Here is a 19,664-nt window from a genome sequence, read left to right as displayed (position 1 = left end):
TGATTTGAGCGAGCGCTCTTCGGGGCGCTCCGGGGATCGACCATGACACACAATACTGATCCGTTAACCCTGAAATTGAGCCTGCGCGAGAAGTGCGCCTACGGGATGGGCGATTTTGGCTCGAACCTGATGCTGTGTATTGGCACGCTGTATCTGCTGAAGTTTTACACGGACGAGCTGGGCATGCCCGCGTTCTATGGCGGCATTATTTTCCTGGTCGCGAAATTCTTTACCGCGTTTACCGACATGCTGACCGGCGTGCTGCTGGACTCCCGGCGCAACATCGGTGCGAGGGGAAAATTCAGGCCGTTTATTCTTTACGCCTCCGTTCCGGTCGCGCTGGTCGCGACGGCGCAGTTTATGGCCAACGACTTTAGCCTGACGGTAAAAACCGCGCTTGCCACCGCGCTCTTTATGCTGTTCGGGCTGTGCTATAGCCTGATGAACTGCGCGTATGGCGCGATGGTGCCCGCTATCACCAAAAACCCCAACGAGCGCGCGCAGCTGGCGGCGTGGCGTCAGGGCGGTGCAACGGTCGGGCTGTTGCTCTGCACCGTTGGCTTTATGCCCATTCAGGCGCTGTTCGTCCACCAGCCCTCTCTCGGCTATCTGGTTGCCGCGCTGATTTTCGTCACGGGCGGACTGTTCTGCATGTGGTGGTGCTACAGCGGCGTGAAGGAGCGCTACGTTGAGGTCACGCCCGATCACCACAAGCCCGGCATCCTGAAATCGTTCTGCGCGATTTTTCGCAATCCGCCGCTGCTGGTGCTGTGCATCGCTAATCTCTGTACCCTCGCCGCGTTTAACATCAAGCTGGCGATTCAGGTCTATTACACCCAGTACGTGCTGAACGATCTTCATCTGCTGTCGTGGATGGGCTTTTTCAGCATGGGCTGCATTCTGGTAGGCGTGTTTCTGGTGCCGGGCGCGGTGAAGCGCTTTGGCAAGAAGCCAGTTTATCTGGGCGGGCTGGCGCTGTGGGCGGTAGGCGACGTGCTGAACTTCTTTTGGGGAACCAGCTCCCTGCTGTTCGTGCTCTTTTCCTGCATGGCCTTCTTTGGCACGGCGTTTGTGAATAGCCTCAACTGGGCGCTGGTGCCGGATACCGTCGACTACGGCGAGTGGAAAACGGGTATCCGCGCCGAAGGATCGGTGTATACCGGCTATACCTTCTCGCGCAAAATCTCCGCCGCGCTCGCCGGATTCCTGCCGGGAATTATGCTGACCCAGATAGGCTATATTCCCCACGCGGTACAGAGCGCCAGCACGCTGCTGGGCTTGCGCCAGCTAATTTTCCTCTGGCCGTGCGGCCTGGCCATTATTGCCGCCATCACGATGGGACTCTTTTATAAACTCAACGAAGCGCGCTTCGCCTTTATTATCGAGGAGATTGGACAACGGAAAAGAGATTCAGCAAATACCCCTGAGATAACTACCCACAATAAAGCGTCAGCAGTCACTTTATAACTATAAATCTGGCCACCTCGCCCTTCCTGTCTACAGGAAGGGCGGCCCTTCTGTACCTGATACATGGACAAATTATGAAAAGAATCATTACTACACTTATCGTGTCGTCTGTGTCCTGCACCGCATTTGCCGGTGCGTATGTGGAAACCCGTGAAGCCTACAACACGGCCTCTGAGCTGCACGAAGTGATCCTTCGCGCGGGCTATAACTTCGATATGGGCGCGGGGCTGATGTTCACCAACGCCTATAACGTTGGGAAATGGGATGAGCTAAAGCACAGCTATAACGAAATTGAGGGGTGGTATCCGCTCTTTAAGCCCACTGACAAACTGACGTTCCAGCCCGGTGGGTTAATTAACGACAGCAGCGCGGGCTCCGGCGGGGCCGTTTACCTGGATACCAACTATAAATTTATCGACTGGTTTAACCTGACGTTTCGCTATCGCTATAACCATAACAATTACGATACGCCGGACTATAACGGGCAGATGGATAAGAACGACACGCACGAATTTGCCAACTACTGGAACTTCAAAGTGACGGATGCGTTTTTCTACACTTTTGAACCACACTTTTTCCAGCGCGCGAATGATTACCACAGTAAAAATGGCAAAGACCACCACTGGGAAATCACCAATAAGTTCAGCTATAAGATCGACAAAAACTGGCTGCCGTACCTCGAACTGCAGTGGCTGGACAGATGGAATGACTACAACCGCGAGCAGTACCGTATTCGCTTGGGATTACGGTATTCGTTCTAATAAAAAAGCCGCTGAGAAATCAGCGGCTTTTTACCTGCCGGGTGGCGCAAGCGCTTACCCGGCCTACGGATTGACCGTATTACTCTTCTTTCGCACCGCGCATAGCGCGTTTACGATCGTTTTCGGTCAAGTGACGTTTACGGATACGAATTGACTGTGGAGTCACTTCTACCAGTTCGTCGTCATCGATGAATTCCAGAGCTTGCTCCAGGGTCATCTTGATCGGTGGAACCAGAACCGTTGCTTCGTCCGTACCGGACGCACGCATGTTGGTCAGTTTCTTACCGGTCAGGCAGTTTACGGTCAGGTCGTTAGAACGGCTGTGAATACCGATGATCTGGCCTTCGTACACTTCTGCACCGTGACCCAGGAACAGCTTACCGCGGTCCTGCAGGCTGAACAGTGCAAACGCAACCGCTTTACCCTGACCGTTAGAGATCAGAACGCCGTTGTTACGCTGGCCCACGTCGCCAGGACGAACATCGTCGTAGTGGCTGAAGGTGGAGTACAGCAGACCGGTACCAGAGGTCATGGTCATGAACTCTGAACGGAAGCCGATCAGACCGCGGCTTGGGATCACGTAGTCGAGACGTACGCGGCCTTTGCCGTCTGGATTCATGTTTTTCAGGTCGCCTTTACGCTCGCCCAGAGCCTGCATCACAGAACCCTGATGCTGCTCTTCAACGTCCAGCGTCACGTTTTCGAACGGCTCTTGTTTACGGCCGTCGATTTCGCGGAAGATAACTTTCGGACGGGAAACCGCCATCTCGAAACCTTCACGACGCATGTTTTCGATCAGAACTGACAGGTGCAGCTCACCACGACCGGAAACGCGGAAGGCGTCCGCATCTGGGGTTTCTTCAACGCGCAGCGCAACGTTGTGTACCAGCTCTTTGTTCAGGCGGTCAAGGATCTGACGAGAGGTAACGAACTTACCTTCTTTACCGCAGAACGGAGAGGTGTTGACGTTGAAGAACATGGATACGGTTGGTTCATCAACGGACAGGGCCGGCAGCGCTTCGACGTTCTGCGGGTCGCAGATGGTGTCGGAGATATTCAGCTCACCCAGACCGGTGATGGCAATGATGTCGCCCGCTTCAGCGATGTCGCTCTCGATACGCTCAAGACCCAGGTGAGTCAGGACTTTACCGACTTTACCGTTACGGGTTTTGCCTTCGCTATCGATGATAGTAACCTGCTGGTTAGGCTTAACTTTACCGCGCTTGATACGACCAATGCCGATAACACCAACGTAGTTGTTGTAGTCCAGCTGAGAGATCTGCATCTGCAGGGTGCCGTCGAGATCGACGTTTGGAGCCGGTACACGGTCAACAATCGCCTGATACAGCGGGGTCATGTCTTCAGCCATGTCTTCGTGGTCCAGACCGGCGATACCGTTCAGCGCAGAAGCGTAAACGATAGGGAAGTCCAGCTGCTCGTCGGTCGCGTCAAGGTTAACGAACAGGTCAAATACCTGATCAACAACCCAGTCAGGACGCGCGCCAGGACGGTCAACTTTGTTGATAACAACAATTGGCTTCAGACCATGGGCAAACGCCTTTTTGGTCACAAAGCGCGTCTGCGGCATTGGGCCATCCATTGCGTCAACGACCAGCAGAACGGAGTCTACCATGGACATTACACGTTCAACTTCACCACCGAAGTCGGCGTGGCCTGGGGTATCAACGATGTTGATACGGTAGTCATTCCATTTGATGGCGGTGTTTTTGGCGAGGATGGTAATCCCACGCTCTTTCTCCAAATCGTTGGAGTCCATCACGCGTTCTTGAGTTTCGGCACGAGCATCAAACGTACCGGACTGCTGCAGCAGCTTATCAACCAGGGTAGTTTTACCATGGTCGACGTGCGCGATGATGGCGATGTTACGCAATTTTTCGATCACAACTTTGCCTCAGGCATTTAGAAATAGCGCGTTATTGTACACGGATTAATCGCACTACAAAACAGGATCACAAACATCCCCCGCAAACAAGTATTGCAGAGATGCTTTGTGATCGCTTTCACGGAGCGGTAAAAGGGCACTTTAACGTAAATTGCACCAATATGGTGCTCAATGTTCACATTGAAGCACTATACTGGTGCAACAAATCCATTGTAGTGCAGCACTTTTGCACTATGGTGCGCATGATAACGCCTTTTTGGGGTGTTTTAAAAGTTGGCACAGTTTTCGCTTTACAGAAATACAGTAAAAAAATGGCAGCACGGCCGATTTGAAGACCTCGTTACCACGACGACAATGACCAATCTGGAGAGTAAGTATGTCCGCTGAACACGTTTTGACGATGCTGAACGAACATGAAGTGAAGTTTGTTGATCTGCGCTTCACCGATACCAAAGGTAAAGAACAGCACGTCACAATTCCTGCTCATCAGGTGAACGCCGAATTCTTTGAAGAAGGCAAAATGTTTGACGGCTCCTCCATCGGCGGCTGGAAAGGCATTAACGAATCCGACATGGTTCTGATGCCAGATGCCTCTACCGCGCTCATTGACCCGTTCTTCGAAGAGTCTACGCTGATCATCCGCTGCGATATCCTTGAGCCAGGCACGCTGCAGGGCTACGACCGCGACCCGCGCTCCATCGCGAAACGCGCTGAAGAGTACCTGCGTTCTACCGGCATCGCGGACACCGTGCTGTTCGGGCCAGAGCCAGAATTCTTCCTGTTTGACGACATCCGCTTCGGCGCGACGATTTCCGGTTCCCACGTGGCTATCGATGACATCGAAGGCGCATGGAACTCCTCCACCAAATACGAAGGTGGTAACAAAGGTCACCGTCCTGGCGTGAAAGGCGGTTACTTCCCGGTTCCTCCGGTCGATTCTTCACAGGACATCCGTTCCACCATGTGTCTGATCATGGAAGAGATGGGCCTGGTCGTTGAAGCGCATCACCACGAAGTCGCGACCGCTGGTCAGAACGAAATCGCAACCCGCTTCAACACCATGACCAAGAAAGCGGATGAGATTCAGATCTACAAATACGTTGTGCACAACGTGGCGCACCGTTTCGGTAAAACCGCGACCTTCATGCCAAAACCAATGTTTGGCGACAACGGTTCCGGTATGCACTGCCACATGTCCCTGTCCAAGAACGGCACCAACCTGTTCTCTGGCGACAAGTATGCCGGTCTGTCCGAGCAGGCGCTGCACTACATCGGCGGTGTGATTAAGCACGCGAAAGCGATCAATGCCCTGGCGAACCCAACCACCAACTCCTATAAGCGTCTGGTCCCAGGCTACGAAGCGCCGGTCATGCTGGCCTACTCTGCCCGTAACCGTTCTGCTTCTATCCGTATCCCGGTGGTTGCCTCTCCGAAAGCGCGTCGTATCGAAGTGCGCTTCCCGGACCCGGCGGCTAACCCATACCTGTGCTTCGCCGCGCTGCTGATGGCCGGCCTGGACGGTATCAAGAACAAGATCCACCCAGGCGAAGCCATGGATAAAAACCTGTATGACCTGCCGCCAGAAGAAGCGAAAGAGATCCCACAGGTTGCAGGCTCTCTGGAAGAAGCCCTGCAGGCGCTGGACGCAGACCGTGAGTTCCTGACCGCGGGCGGCGTGTTCACCGATGAAGCGATCGACGCCTACATCGCGCTGCGCACCGAAGAAAACGACCGCGTACGCATGACGCCGCACCCGGTTGAGTTCGAGCTTTACTACAGCGTTTAAAGCAGAATGAAAACTCTGCACGATGCATCGTGAGAGTGTTAAAAACCAATGGATTTCTTGCTACAGCAACGCGGCTGTAGCGAGAAAGACGCAGGTTTTAGTTGCCGTGGAAACTTTTTGGCCCATCTTCGGATGGGCTTTTTTCTCCGCCAACGGCCTGATTCCTCGCGCTTTTTGACGACAAAAAGCTATACTGCACTAAATTAGTGCAATCAACTCCAGGAGACTGCTGAATGGCAACCGGCACGCTGCCCGATGCTGGGCAGATCCTCAATTCCCTGATTACCAGCATTTTGCTTGTCGATGACGAGCTGGCCGTGCATTACGCCAACCCGGCGGCACAGCAGCTGCTGGCGCAGAGCGCGCGCAAGCTGTTTGGCACCCCGCTCCCGGAGCTGCTGAGCTATTTCTCGCTGAACGTTGAGCTGATGCGCGAAAGCCTGCTCGCCGGTCAGGGGTTTACCGACAACGAAGTGACGCTGGTGATTGACGGGCGCTCGCACATTCTCTCCCTGACGGCGCAACGTCTTCCTGACGGTATGATCCTGCTGGAGATGGCGCCGATGGACAACCAGCGCCGCCTGAGCCAGGAACAGCTTCAGCATGCGCAGCAAATAGCCGCTCGCGACCTGGTGCGCGGCCTGGCCCACGAAATCAAAAATCCGCTGGGTGGCCTGCGCGGCGCGGCGCAGCTGTTAACCAAAGCGCTGCCCGACCCCTCGCTGGCGGAATACACCAACGTCATCATCGAGCAGGCGGATCGACTGCGTAACCTGGTAGACCGACTGTTAGGGCCGCAGCACCCCGGTATGCATGTCTCAGAAAGCATTCACAAGGTGGCGGAGCGCGTGGTGAAGCTCGTGTCGATGGAGCTGCCGGAAAACGTCACCCTGGTGCGCGACTACGATCCCAGCCTGCCGGAGCTGGCGCACGATCCTGACCAGATTGAACAGGTGCTGCTGAACATCGTGCGTAACGCGCTGCAGGCGCTGGGGCCGGAAGGGGGCGAAATTATTCTGCGCACCCGCACGGCGTTCCAGCTCACGCTGCACGGCGTGCGCTACCGCCTGGCGGCGCGCATCGACGTTGAGGATAACGGGCCGGGCATTCCACCGCATTTGCAGGACACGCTGTTCTACCCGATGGTGAGCGGGCGCGAAGGCGGTACTGGTCTGGGATTATCCATTGCCCGCAGCCTGATTGACCAACACTCAGGCAAAATTGAATTTACCAGTTGGCCGGGACATACCGAGTTCTCGGTTTTCCTGCCGATTAAAAAATAAAGGTGACGAGTATGCAACGAGGGATAGTCTGGGTAGTCGATGACGATAGCTCCATCCGTTGGGTGCTTGAACGCGCGCTTACGGGGGCCGGATTAAGCTGCACAACGTTTGAGAGCGGCAGCGAGGTGCTCGACGCACTCACCACCAAAACGCCGGACGTGCTGCTGTCAGACATTCGTATGCCGGGCATGGACGGGCTGGCGCTGCTCAAGCAGATCAAACAGCGTCATCCTATGCTTCCGGTCATCATAATGACCGCCCACTCAGACCTGGATGCCGCCGTGAGCGCGTACCAGCAGGGCGCGTTTGATTACCTGCCTAAGCCGTTTGATATCGACGAGGCGGTTGCCCTGGTCGAGCGCGCCATTAGCCACTATCAGGAACAGCAGCAGCCGCGCAACGCGCCGGAGTTTGGGCCCACGACGGACATTATCGGCGAAGCGCCCGCGATGCAGGACGTTTTTCGCATTATTGGCCGCCTGTCGCGCTCGTCGATCAGCGTATTGATAAACGGTGAGTCGGGTACCGGTAAAGAGCTGGTTGCGCACGCGCTGCATCGCCATAGCCCGCGCGCAAAGTCGCCGTTTATCGCCCTGAATATGGCGGCGATCCCGAAGGATTTGATTGAGTCCGAGCTGTTTGGCCATGAGAAAGGGGCGTTTACCGGGGCGAATACCATACGTCAGGGGCGTTTCGAGCAGGCCGATGGCGGCACCCTTTTTCTGGATGAAATTGGCGATATGCCGCTGGACGTGCAGACGCGCCTGCTTCGCGTGCTGGCCGACGGGCAGTTTTACCGCGTGGGCGGCTACGCGCCCGTTAAGGTGGATGTGCGCATTATCGCCGCGACGCACCAGAACCTGGAGCTGCGCGTGCAGGAGGGAAAATTTCGTGAAGACTTATTCCACCGCCTGAACGTTATCCGCGTGCATCTGCCGCCGCTGCGCGAGCGTCGCGAAGACATTCCGCGCCTGGCGCGCCACTTCCTGCAGGTGGCTGCCCGCGAGCTGGGCGTCGAAGCGAAACAGCTGCATCCGGAAACCGACGCCGCCCTCACCCGCCTGGCATGGCCGGGCAACGTGCGTCAGCTTGAGAATACCTGCCGCTGGCTGACCGTGATGGCCGCCGGACAGGAGGTGCTGATTCAGGATTTACCGAGTGAGCTGTTTGAAGCGACCGTGCCTGAAAGCAGCACCGGCCACGCGCTGCCGGACAGCTGGGCGACGCTGCTGGCGCAGTGGGCCGACCGCGCGCTGCGTTCCGGTCATCAAAACCTGCTTTCGGAGGCCCAGCCGGAGCTGGAACGGACGCTGCTGACCACCGCGCTGCGCCATACGCAGGGCCACAAGCAGGAAGCCGCGCGCCTGCTCGGTTGGGGGCGCAATACCCTGACGCGCAAGCTGAAAGAGCTGGGGATGGAGTAATTTTTCTGTGCCGGGTGAAGGCTTAGCTTTACCCGGCAAAACCGCTTAAATCACCCGCGAGAACTGCTGCAGACGCGCTTTCTGGCGCAGGTAAGCATCGAAGCACATGCAGATGTTACGAATCAACAGGCGCCCTTTTGGCGTCACCTCAATTGCACCGTCAGCAATATCCACCAGCCCATCTTTTGCCAGCGGCGCCAGCAGCTTCATATCTTCCGCAAAGTAATCGCTGAAGTGCAGATCCCACTGCATTTCCACGTCGCTGAAATCGAGGCGGAAGTTGCAGATTAAGGCTTTTATCACGTCGCGACGAATGCAGTCGTCGCGGGTCAATGCGATCCCGCGCCACAGGGCGTTACCGCAGTCATCAACCTGCTGATAATACTGCTTAAGCTCTTTCTGGTTCTGCGCATAGCAGTCGCCGATCATGCTGATAGCGGAAACACCCATGCCGAGCAGATCCGTGTCGCCCTGGGTGGTGTAACCCTGGAAATTGCGGTGCAGCATGCCTTCACGCTGGGCGATCGCCAGCTCGTCGTCCGGGCGGGCAAAGTGATCCATACCGATAAACTGATAGCCGGTTTCGGTCAGGGAAGTAATGGTTTCCTGCAGGATATCCAGCTTTTGCTGGGCAGACGGCAGGTCCGCATCCTTGATTTTGCGCTGTGCCGCAAACAGCGTCGGCAGGTGCGCGTAGTTAAAGACGCTCAGGCGATCGGGATTAAGCTCCGCCACGCGCTTCAGCGTGAAGGCGAAGCTCTCCGGCGTCTGCTTCGGCAGGCCGTAGATAAGATCGATGTTGGTCGAGGTAAATCCAATGTCGCGCGCGCGGTTGAGTAAGGCGAAGATAAATTCTTCGTCCTGCTCGCGATTCACCAGGCGCTGCACCTCTTTGTTGAAGTCCTGCACGCCCATGCTCAGGCGGTTGAAGCCTTCGATGCGTAAGTGATCCAGTACGTCCAGCTCAATTTCCCGCGGATCGACTTCGATCGAGATTTCGGCGTCGTCGTTAAACGTGAAGTTCCCGCGCAGCAGCGTCATCAAACGGCTGATTTGCGCTTTATTGAGATAGGTCGGCGTACCGCCGCCCCAGTGAAGCTGGGTGACGTGACGGCCCGTAAACAGCGGCGCGCGGTGAAGAATTTCCTGCTCGAGCGCATCCAGATATTGATCGGCCTTGTGCTGCTGGCGGGTCACAATTTTATTGCAGCCGCAGAAGTAGCAGAGCTTGTGGCAGAACGGAATGTGGACGTAGAGCGATAGCGGGCGCTCGGGATAGCGCGCAACGGCCTGCTGAAAATCCGCCTCGCCGAAGGTATCAGAAAACTCTAGCGCGGTGGGGTATGAGGTATAACGCGGCCCGGAATAGTTATATTTCTGGATTAAGGCCAAATCCCAGTCGATAGATGGTACAGACATGCTCACTCCTTCCGTTGGTGTCGCGTTCGTATACGGCGGCCCTTTCTGGCCCCATTGCGGGCCATCATTCGGGTGCGCAGCCACTTCTGTCGCCGCGACAACCGCCGTAGTTTAACGAATAACCACACCAGATAACATATAACCGGAAGGGTTATAAGCAGGACGAGCGTGCCTGCCGGATGCAAACGTTAGTTTCCACCCTTCAGAAGACGCATCATATCTTCCTGCTTTTCGTCTTCTTCTTCGTCGTCTTCATCGTCGTAAGACAGGCCCAGCTTCTGCATCAGCTCGTCAATGCGATCCAGCTTGGCATCAACCCATGACTGCTCTTCTGCGGTGAGGGTCTCGCCCTCTTCAAGACGTTCCAGCAGCGCATCCAGGCGCTCATCGTTCTCCAGCAAATCCAGCTCAGCCTGCGGTGAAAGCATAGGTTTCTCGCTCTTTGGTTTGTGCTGCTTAGTGACCGGGGTGTCTGTCACGCCCAGAGGAATGGGAGTTTTACTGCCGATGCGCGGATCTTTCTGCGCTTTGTTTTTTGCAGACGCGCCTTCAGCACCGCTACCGCCTGCACGGCTGCCCGGAGCATGACCACGATGCTTTTTATCGCGTTTGCGATCGCGCGCTTCCTGGTTCAGTTCTTCGCGCGTTTTGCGGCGTGCTTTTGCAGGACGTTTAGCGCCCGCTGCGGTAGTCGGTTTTTTCATGATGTTTTATCTTTAAGTCGTTTTCTTCAGTATAGAATTGCGGCGAAATCTAGCAGAAAGCAAGCAAAGAAAAAAGGCGACAGAGCAATCTGTCGCCTTTTTTCCTGACTCACAACCCTTAACGGGCCAGACATTCCATGTTTGCCAACAACAAACCCTGTTTATCCCTTGGCTGATACCGTCCGTGATACGGTTCCATTTCCTGTTTTAACGCCTCCAGGCGCTTGTCATCCTGACAATCCTGAGTCTTCGCCTCCTGGCGCTCCTGACCCTTGTCCTTAAGTCGTTATCCTGTGGCATCCTCGCCTTGACGCACACTTTACCTTTTTCCGTTAAAGTAACAAGCAACCAAAAGGAACAAAAATCAATTTTCAGATAATTACCCTAAATCAACCTTTTGATTTTAAATACATTGCTGTATTTAACGCCTGCGATTTCTCTTAAATCTCCCATAGACTTTATGGCAGATCTCTTACAGACAGAAGGGTTTTAACCTACAGGCCCGTTACGATGGGAAAAGCCTTTTGCCCGCATTCAGGTATAATCCCCCACAGCTTACGATTTTGGAGACGACCACGTGACTACCTGGAACTATCAACAGACGCATTTTGTCACCAGTGCGCCTGATATTCGCCACTTACCTTCCGATACGGGTATTGAAGTGGCATTTGCTGGCCGCTCCAATGCGGGGAAATCCAGTGCCCTTAACACGCTGACAAACCAGAAAAACCTGGCGCGCACCTCAAAAACCCCTGGCCGCACGCAGCTGATCAACCTGTTTGAAGTGGCAGACGGCAAACGTCTCGTCGACCTGCCGGGCTATGGCTACGCGCAGGTGCCCGAAGAGATGAAGATCAAATGGCAGCGCGCGCTGGGTGAATACCTTGAAAAGCGCCAGTGCCTGAAAGGTCTGGTGGTGCTGATGGATATTCGCCACCCGCTGAAAGATCTCGATCAGCAGATGATTGACTGGGCCGTGTCGAGCGATATCGCGGTTCTGGTGCTGCTGACAAAAGCCGATAAGCTGGCAAGCGGCGCACGTAAAGCGCAGGTGAATATGGTTCGCGAAGCGGTGCTGGCCTTTAATGGTGATGTGCAGGTCGAGCCTTTTTCCTCACTGAAAAAGCAGGGTGTGGATAAGCTTCGCCAGAAGCTCGACAGCTGGTTTAATGAGCTTGAACCCGCGACGGAAGCGGAAGAAGAGTAATACCAAGCGCGGCAATGACCGCGTTTTTTTTCTTTGCCGCAATAAAAAACGCCCCAGTCATTACTGACTGGGGCGGCTAAAATATTCAGCCAAATCCGATTACGTGAAGTAAAAGGTCTGAAAGATAGAACATCTTACCTCTGTACCCTACGTCGTTAACTCTACCGCTTTTTTAACCGCAGAAAAAGCACTTTTTGTAGTTTTTTTTCACTCTTTACATAGGGAAATCTAATGATCGTCACAAAACGCCCTAAGTTATGTTGCTAACTTACATAAAAAGGGCGTTATTCCTATAACCTCTAGTGAGCCTGATCCCAGTTTTCACCGCTGCCAACTTCCACCAGCAACGGCACGTCCAGTTTCATGCTGCTTTCCATCAGTTCGTGGATCTTTTTAGAGACAGGTTCCAGATCGTCTTTATGTACTTCAAACACCAGTTCATCGTGAACCTGCATGATCATGCGCACGCGAGGCTTTTCCTTTTCCAGCCAGGCGTCCACGGCGATCATCGCGCGTTTAATGATGTCCGCAGCCGTACCTTGCATCGGCGCGTTAATCGCCGCGCGTTCCGCCCCTGCACGGCGTGCAGCGTTGCTGGACGTAATATCCGGCAGATAGAGACGACGACCATCCAGCGTTTCGACATAGCCTTTCTCTTTCGCCTGCGCACGGGTGCGCTCCATATACTCCAGCACGCCAGGGTAGCGTTCAAAGTAGAGATCCATGTATTTTTGCGACTCTTTACGCGGAATGTTGAGCTGGCGCGACAGGCCAAAGGCGCTCATCCCGTAGATCAGGCCAAAGTTGATGGCTTTAGCGCTGCGGCGCTGTTCGTTCGTCACGCTCTCAAGCGGCAGCCCGAAAACTTCCGCCGCGGTCGCACGGTGGATGTCTTTCCCTTCGGCAAACGCCGTCAGCAAACCTTTGTCGCGAGACAGATGCGCCATGATGCGCAGCTCGATTTGCGAGTAGTCCGCTGAGACAATCAGGTAGTCATCCGGAGCGATAAACGCCTGGCGAATACGACGGCCTTCCTCATTACGTACCGGGATGTTTTGCAGGTTAGGATCGGTGGATGAAAGCCGCCCCGTGGCCGCAACGGCCTGATGGTAGGAGGTATGAACGCGCCCGGTTTTCGGGTTAATCATCAGCGGCAGCTTGTCGGTGTAGGTCGATTTTAGCTTCGCCAGGCCTCGGTACTGGAGGATAACCTTTGGCAGCGGGTAGTCCAGCGCCAGCTCTTCCAGCACCTCTTCAGACGTTGACGGCGCACCGCCAGGGGTTTTCTTCAGCGGCTTGATGCCCTGTTTTTCAAACAGAATAGTCTGCAGCTGTTTTGGTGATGAAAGGTTAAACGGCTCACCGGCAAGCTCGTGCGCTTTTTGCTCCAGCTCGGTCAGACGCTGCGCAAGTTCGCCGGAGTGGTTATGCAGTACCGTTGGATCGATTTTTACGCCGTTACGTTCGATGCGGGAAAGCACCGGAACAAGCGGCATTTCGATATGCTGGAATACGTTTAACGGACCTTCGTTCTTTTGCAGCTTTGGCCACATTTTAAGGTGCAGCTGAAGCGTAACGTCAGCATCTTCCGCCGCATAGCGGCCCGCTTCTTCCAGGGCTATCTGGTTAAAGGTCAGCTGATTTTTGCCTTTGCCTGCAATCTCTTCAAAAGTGATAGTTTTATGCTTCAGCCAGCGATCGGAGAGAGAGTCCATATCGTGACGGCCCGCCACGCTGTCCAGAATGTAGGATTCCAGCATCGTGTCGAAAGCGATCCCGCGAAGCTCAATGCCGTAGTTCTGAAGGATACCGCGATCGTATTTGAGGTTTTGACCTACCTTCAACGCCTTTTCATCTTCAAGCAGAGGCTTCATCAGTTCTAATACGCGGTCGCGTGAGAGCTGATCCGGCGCATCAAGGTAGTCATGCGCGACGGGAACATACGCCGCAACGCCAGGCTCTGTCGCAAACGACAGGCCCACCATATTGGCCGAAATATTATCAAGGCTGTCGGTTTCCGTGTCGAAAGCAAACACCGGCGCTTTTTTCAGCTTCTCGATCCATGCGAGCAGCTGCGGCTCTTCGAGGATGGTTTCATAGTTGTCGAACGAAAGCTCCGTCGCGTCTTCTTCAACCAGCTCTTCAGCATCAATCACAATGGTGTTTTTAGGCTTTGCAGCAGGTTTTGCCCCTTTTGCCTGCAGCCATTTGCCGGCTTCCACATCCGCGATCCAGCGTTTAAATTCGTATTTTTTAAACAGGCCAAGCAGGTCATCCGCGGCGGGCTCCTGGACTTCAAGCTGTTCGCAGGTCAATTCCAGCTCCACGTCGGTTTTAATGGTGGCCAGCTGGTAGGAGAGGTACGCCACCTCTTTGTTCTCTTCCAGTTTTCCCGCCATGGTTTTCGCACCGCGGAAAGAGAGCCCGGCGATTTTGTCCGATTCGGCATACAGCGTATTGAGGCCACCCAGACCTTGCAGCAACGCCTGCGCCGTCTTTTCGCCCACGCCCGGTACGCCGGGGATGTTATCTGAGGAGTCGCCCATCAGGGCAAGGAAGTCGATGATCAGTTCTGGCGGTACGCCATATTTAGCCACCACTTCTTCCGGACCCAGAATGGTGTTGGTCATGGTGTTAATCAGGGTGATTCCCGGCGTCACCAGCTGCGCCATATCTTTATCACCGGTACTGATCAGCACTGGACGCCCCAGCTTTTCGGCCTCTCGCGCCAGCGTACCAATGACGTCATCAGCTTCTACGCCAGAGACCGCCATCAGCGGAAGACCCATTGCTTTCACCATGGCATGCAACGGTTCAATTTGCGCTCGCAAATCATCAGGCATCGGTGGACGGTGGGACTTGTAATGCTCAAACAGCTCGTCGCGGAAGGTTTTGCCCTTCGCATCAAAAACAACTGCCGCATGCGTAGGCTTATACTGGAGAATAAGGCTGCGCAGCATGTTGAGTACGCCGTACATCGCGCCGGTAGGTTCTCCCGCGCTGTTGGTCAGAGGAGGAAACGCATGATACGCCCGATACAGGTAAGAGGAGCCGTCGACGAGAATAAGAGGGTTTTCTGGGATCTGAACCATAATGTCCGTGCCTTTAATCAATTTATGGGTAAAGGATGCCACAGAAGCATAAAAACATCAGTTTTTAGCGCCCTTTACAGGAAAAGATTTTGCGATCGTGAGGATCGATCGCAAAATTGAAACTGTGGATAAGTTTGTGAATAATTTCAATACGGAAGAATAATACGTAAGCATCGTGTCAGCCCACCATTAAATTATTAATATAAATCAATGAATTAACAATTCAACAATCTTAATATTGCCTCTTGTTCGCTATTTAGTCTGTGTGGATATAAGCCTTACGCCCTCAATTTGAAGAGTTGAAATGTCAAGTGAACGTGAAAAGCGTCGATTAACAGGTTTAAACCGCCATTTTTTTGTCTTATTTCTGATAAAATCAGCGCCCTGCGGCGTCTCCTGGGTCGCTCATTTATAGCTAACTATCTGAAAAAGCTCATCATGTCGAGACTGCTCGCTGTATTTACCCTACCTTTAAGCATCATTTTAACGATCCTGGTTACCATCGCCTGTTCAGTGCCGATCATTATCGCCGGGATATTTAAACTGCTGCTTCCCATCCCTACAGTGTGGCGCGCCGTCTCTGCATTTTGTAATTTCATGATGTACTGCTGGTGTGAGGGGCTCGCGCTTCTGCTTTGCCTGAATCCTCATCTCAAATGGGATGTTGAAGGCCTGGAAGGATTGAACAAGAAGAACTGGTATTTGCTGATTTGCAATCACCATAGCTGGGCAGATATCGTGGTTTTATGCGTGCTGTTTCGCAAACATATCCCGATGAATAAGTATTTTCTGAAACAGCAGCTCGCCTGGGTGCCTTTTATCGGTCTCGCCTGCTGGGCGCTGGATATGCCGTTTATGAAACGCTATTCACGCGGGTATCTTCTTCGTCATCCTGAGCGTCGCGGGAAAGACGTTGAAACCACGCGCCGCTCCTGTGAGAAGTTTCGCGTACATCCAACGACGATCGTCAATTTTGTCGAAGGTTCTCGCTTTACTGAAGAGAAGCACCGTCAGACGCGTTCCCCTTATCAGAATCTTTTGCCTCCGAAGGCTGCCGGTATCGCCATGGCGCTAAATGTGTTGGGGGAGCAGTTCGATAAATTATTGAACGTGACGCTCTGCTATCCGGAGAATGATAAGACGCCCTTCTACGATATGCTTCGCGGAAAGCTGACGCGTATTGTGGTACGGGTTAATCTCGTGCCAATTGCTAGCGAACTGCATGGCGATTACGTTAACGATAAACATTTTAAACGTCGTTTCCAGCTTTGGCTCAATACGCTCTGGAAAGATAAAGACGAACAGATAGACCACATAAAATCTTCATGCAAAAACGCCGGTCAGTGACCGGCGTTTTCTTTTATTTAGGGCAACTTACTTCTTCTCAACCAGGTATTTCACGGTATCAGCGTACTGTTGTACGAAGATATCCATGCTGCTGGTGTCCATACCCTGCATATTCAGCTGGTATTTACCGTTAACAAACATCGCCGGTACGCCCTGCAGCTGCAGATCGGCAGCGGCTTTTTCCTGCTGAGCAACCAGGGATTTTACGACAAAGCTGTTCCAGGCCGCGTCGTAGTCTTCACCCTTGATACCAGCATCTACGAACACTTTACGGATGTCTGCGGTGGTCTGCACAGTCTGAGTTTTCTGTACAGCTTCAAACATTGGTGCAGTGATTTTATCTTCCACGCCCAGCGCGATCGCAACCGCCCACGCTTGGGTCAGGTCTTTGCCCAATGGGCCAAGGAACTCGACGTGGTATTTAGTCATTTTGGTGCCTTCAGGCAGCTTCTTCTTCACGTTATCAGAAACATGAAGAACTTCCTCGAACTGATAGCAGTGCGGGCAATAGAACGAGAAGAACTCCAGCACCTGAGGCTCGCCAGCAACGGGCTTCTCCAGCGTGGTATACTGTTTGCCGTCGGTAAACTGCGCAGCGGAAGCGCTAAATGCCAGAATCATACCTGCCAGCGCCAGCCATACTTTTTTCATGATTAACTCTCTCCTGGTGTGTCCTATTAATACATTGGCGTTAATTGCAAAGGCGGTTCCTGTAGAACCTTTACCTGCTCGGTAAATGTGGATATCTGGTTGCGCCAGTAATCCTCCCCGGTAAGCCACGGGAAATTACGGGGAAATGCGGGGTCATCCCAACGTCTGATTAGCCATGCGAGATAATAAACAAAACGCATCGCGCGTAAAGGTTCAATCAGTGCAATTTCGTCTGAATTAAAGGGGCTAAACTCTTCATACGCTTCAATGATAGTTTCAAGCTGCATGCGTTGCTCGGCTTTATCACCATTGAGCAGCATCCACAGATCCTGAACGGCCGGCCCCATGCGGGCATCATCCAGATCGATAAACAAGGGGCCATCGCGCCATAAAATATTACCCGCGTGACAATCGCCGTGCAGGCGTAGCGTGGAAATATCGTCGCGCCAGCAGGCCTTTACCGCACTGATAAGCTTGTCAGTCGCATTGAGGAAATTAACCTTTAACCCTTTCGGGATAAGCGTCGACGTTTCGAATATCTGTCGTGGTTCGGTGAGGTATTCCTGAATACCGATAGTCGGGCGGGCAATAAAGCTTTTTTTACGTCCCGTCTGGTGAATGCGCCCCAGATAGCGAGCAACCCATTCCATCTGATCGATATTATCGGCTTCAAACTGGCGGCCGCCCAGACTTGGAAATACGGCGTAGAAAAAACCTTCGTGCGTAAGCAACGTTTGGTTATTAAATTTCAGGGGCGCAGCAACGGGCACATCGTCATCCAGCAAATCATGGGCAAACTGATGTTCTTCCTGAATTTGTTCTGCTGTCCAGCGCTCAGGGCGATAGAATTTTACAACAAAACGCTGACGCTCCTCGTCCTGAAACTGATAGACGCGGTTTTCGTAGCTATTTAACGGTGTTAGTCCGGAGTCCACCCGAATACCCTGCTCGAACAGAGCGTCCATGATGGTATCCGGGTGTAATGTCTGGAAAGTGAAAGCCTGGTCGTTCATCCGATCATCCGGAAATTATACGAATGATTCAGGATATCATTTTGTGGCGATATCGGTGGCTCCGCTTACAAGCTTTTACTCTTTAATTACGCCACGCGCCCGCAGCAACGCGGTTTTGAAATCTTCCTCATAATCTTTCTGAATACCCGGAATGACGGCATCTTTGGCAGAATCGCGCATTTTCAGGTGATAGATCAGAATGTCGTCAGAAAGGTCTGCCAGTTCACCGTCAAAACCTGACTCTTTCGCCAGTTTCTGTAAAAATTGCACCAGATTCAGCTCTGGCTCTTTTTGCCAGGCGGGCTGGAGGAGTTCAATAACTTCATTCAGACGTTTACATTTCATGGTAGTGCTCCTTTCATTTAGAGAGACACGTTAGCAGGGTCAATCCCACAATAAAAGAGGCGATATTCGTGAATCAGCACCGGGAAATCATCGGCGTCGTGTTGGCAGGTGGAAGAGCAACGCGTATGGGCGGAAAAGATAAGGGTCTGCAGATATTGAACGGTAAGCCGTTATGGCAGCATGTCGCTGATAAACTTGCAGATCAGGTATCGGAAATGGCCATCAGCGCCAATCGTCACATTCACGTTTATCAGCAAAGCGGGTATCCCGTTTATCACGACAGTCTTGCTGATTTTCCAGGTCCACTGGCTGGAATGCTCTCGGTCATGCAGCAGTCCCAGGGAGAGTGGTTTCTCTTTTGTTCATGCGATACGCCGTTTATTCCATCGTGTCTGGTAGGACGTCTGATAGAGCAGCGTGGTGATGCGCCTGCCGTCTGGGTGCATGACGGCGAACGCGACCATCCGACGATTGCTTTAGTGCATAACTCGTTAATACAGGGTTTACAAGACTATCTTACATCCGGCGAACGGCGCGTGATGGTATTTATGCGCCGGTCTGGCGGTCATTCCGTAGATTTTAGCGATCTAAAATCAGCATTTTTGAATGTGAATACCACTGAAGATTTGCAAATGATGCAGGAGAAACAATGACGCCCGTTTTAGCGATTTCCGCCTGGAGCGGCACTGGTAAGACAACGCTTCTCAAAAAACTGATACCCGCACTTTGCGTCAGAGGCCTACGTCCTGGGTTGATAAAGCACACTCATCATAATATGGATGTCGATAAGCCGGGTAAGGACAGCTTTGAGCTTCGTAAGGCGGGCGCTGCTCAAACGATGGTAGCGAGCAGCCAGCGCTGGGCATTAATGACCGAGACACCGGACGAGATGCCTTTAGATCTTAATTATTTGGTTAGCAGGATGGATCATTCCACGCTGGATCTGGTGCTGGTTGAGGGGTTTAAGCATGAGACCGTGCCTAAGATCCTGCTATTCAGAAGCGATGCAGGGCATGACGCTTGCGAGTTAACGCTTGATGAGCATGTGATTGCAGTGGCCAGCGATGTCGTGTTGCCGCTTGAAGTTCCAATGCTGGATTTGAATGATGTGGATGAGATTGCGGAGTTTATTGTGAAGTGGCGTGCGATCTGACTTGCAGGACGGCAGTGCCGGCTTATACGCTCTACAAAGCCTGGAGGTTCAAAAACGCAAAAAGGCCATCCTTCCGGATGGCCTCTTCACTTGTTTGATGCCTGGCAGT

General features: G+C 53.2%; 16 protein-coding genes. 9 read left to right on the top strand and 7 right to left on the bottom strand.

Annotated features, from left to right (window positions below):
• Positions 1-42 precede the first annotated feature (42 nt).
• Complete coding sequence (locus DBY73_RS19405) at positions 43-1,467, top strand: MFS transporter (RefSeq protein ID WP_112012695.1); 1,425 nt, start codon at positions 43-45, stop codon at positions 1,465-1,467.
• Between the two features lie 74 nt (positions 1,468-1,541).
• Entirely contained in the window at positions 1,542-2,228 is a 687-nt protein-coding gene (gene ompL / locus DBY73_RS19400; protein WP_112012693.1) for a porin OmpL, read from the top strand.
• Between the two features lie 79 nt (positions 2,229-2,307).
• Here ompL and typA read toward each other — a convergent pair whose 3' ends face one another.
• On the bottom strand, positions 2,308-4,131 hold the full coding sequence (gene typA / locus DBY73_RS19395; RefSeq protein WP_112012691.1) for a ribosome-dependent GTPase TypA: 1,824 nt from the start codon (positions 4,129-4,131) through the stop codon (positions 2,308-2,310).
• Between the two features lie 376 nt (positions 4,132-4,507).
• Between typA and glnA the strand changes: the two genes are divergently transcribed.
• The 3 genes from glnA to glnG all read left to right on the top strand — a co-directional run bounded on the left by glnA (position 4,508) and on the right by glnG (position 8,624).
• The gene (gene glnA / locus DBY73_RS19385) at positions 4,508-5,917 is read left to right on the top strand and encodes a glutamate--ammonia ligase (RefSeq protein WP_112012689.1); all 1,410 of its coding nucleotides are present in this window, start codon (positions 4,508-4,510) and stop codon (positions 5,915-5,917) included.
• Between the two features lie 233 nt (positions 5,918-6,150).
• Positions 6,151-7,200, top strand: coding sequence for a nitrogen regulation protein NR(II) (gene glnL / locus DBY73_RS19375; RefSeq protein ID WP_112012687.1), 1,050 nt, complete (start codon positions 6,151-6,153; stop codon positions 7,198-7,200).
• Positions 7,201-7,211: 11 nt separating this feature from the next.
• On the top strand, positions 7,212-8,624 hold the full coding sequence (gene glnG, locus DBY73_RS19370; protein ID WP_112012685.1) for a nitrogen regulation protein NR(I): 1,413 nt from the start codon (positions 7,212-7,214) through the stop codon (positions 8,622-8,624).
• Positions 8,625-8,669: 45 nt separating this feature from the next.
• Here the strand turns inward: glnG and hemN are convergent, their stop codons facing one another.
• Positions 8,670-10,043: an oxygen-independent coproporphyrinogen III oxidase gene (gene hemN, locus DBY73_RS19365; protein ID WP_112012683.1), complete on the bottom strand. Its 1,374-nt coding sequence runs from the start codon at positions 10,041-10,043 to the stop codon at positions 8,670-8,672.
• 188 nt (positions 10,044-10,231) lie between these two features.
• Positions 10,232-10,747 carry a Der GTPase-activating protein YihI gene (gene yihI / locus DBY73_RS19355; RefSeq protein WP_112012680.1) on the bottom strand — a complete coding sequence of 172 codons (516 nt, stop codon included), beginning with the start codon at positions 10,745-10,747 and terminating at the stop codon, positions 10,232-10,234.
• 577 nt (positions 10,748-11,324) lie between these two features.
• On the opposite strand from yihI, the gene yihA reads away from it, so the two are divergent.
• Positions 11,325-11,954, top strand: coding sequence for a ribosome biogenesis GTP-binding protein YihA/YsxC (yihA, locus tag DBY73_RS19350; protein ID WP_112012678.1), 630 nt, complete (start codon positions 11,325-11,327; stop codon positions 11,952-11,954).
• 299 nt (positions 11,955-12,253) lie between these two features.
• Here the strand turns inward: yihA and polA are convergent, their stop codons facing one another.
• Complete coding sequence (gene polA / locus DBY73_RS19345) at positions 12,254-15,046, bottom strand: DNA polymerase I (protein WP_112012677.1); 2,793 nt, start codon at positions 15,044-15,046, stop codon at positions 12,254-12,256.
• Positions 15,047-15,484: 438 nt separating this feature from the next.
• Between polA and DBY73_RS19340 the strand changes: the two genes are divergently transcribed.
• Complete coding sequence (locus DBY73_RS19340) at positions 15,485-16,393, top strand: acyltransferase (protein ID WP_112012675.1); 909 nt, start codon at positions 15,485-15,487, stop codon at positions 16,391-16,393.
• 27 nt (positions 16,394-16,420) lie between these two features.
• Here the strand turns inward: DBY73_RS19340 and dsbA are convergent, their stop codons facing one another.
• The 3 genes from dsbA to DBY73_RS19325 all read right to left on the bottom strand — a co-directional run bounded on the left by dsbA (position 16,421) and on the right by DBY73_RS19325 (position 18,402).
• Entirely contained in the window at positions 16,421-17,044 is a 624-nt protein-coding gene (gene dsbA / locus DBY73_RS19335) for a thiol:disulfide interchange protein DsbA (protein ID WP_112012673.1), read from the bottom strand.
• 26 nt (positions 17,045-17,070) lie between these two features.
• Positions 17,071-18,057, bottom strand: a complete 987-nt coding sequence (locus tag DBY73_RS19330) for a serine/threonine protein kinase (RefSeq protein ID WP_112012671.1) — start codon at positions 18,055-18,057, stop codon at positions 17,071-17,073.
• A gap of 75 nt (positions 18,058-18,132) precedes the next feature.
• Positions 18,133-18,402, bottom strand: coding sequence for a YihD family protein (locus tag DBY73_RS19325; RefSeq protein WP_112012670.1), 270 nt, complete (start codon positions 18,400-18,402; stop codon positions 18,133-18,135).
• A gap of 68 nt (positions 18,403-18,470) precedes the next feature.
• On the opposite strand from DBY73_RS19325, the gene mobA reads away from it, so the two are divergent.
• Positions 18,471-19,055: a molybdenum cofactor guanylyltransferase MobA gene (mobA, locus tag DBY73_RS19320; protein WP_112012669.1), complete on the top strand. Its 585-nt coding sequence runs from the start codon at positions 18,471-18,473 to the stop codon at positions 19,053-19,055.
• Entirely contained in the window at positions 19,052-19,555 is a 504-nt protein-coding gene (gene mobB / locus DBY73_RS19315) for a molybdopterin-guanine dinucleotide biosynthesis protein MobB (RefSeq protein ID WP_112012667.1), read from the top strand. The genes mobA and mobB overlap by 4 nt, the downstream gene beginning before the upstream one ends.
• Positions 19,556-19,664 lie beyond the last annotated feature (109 nt).

Source organism: Enterobacter sp. RIT418 (genome assembly GCF_003057745.1).
GTDB lineage: Bacteria > Pseudomonadota > Gammaproteobacteria > Enterobacterales > Enterobacteriaceae > Enterobacter.
The sequence above is the reverse complement of the archived record's forward strand: the minus strand, read 5'-3'. Positions and strand labels throughout refer to the sequence as shown.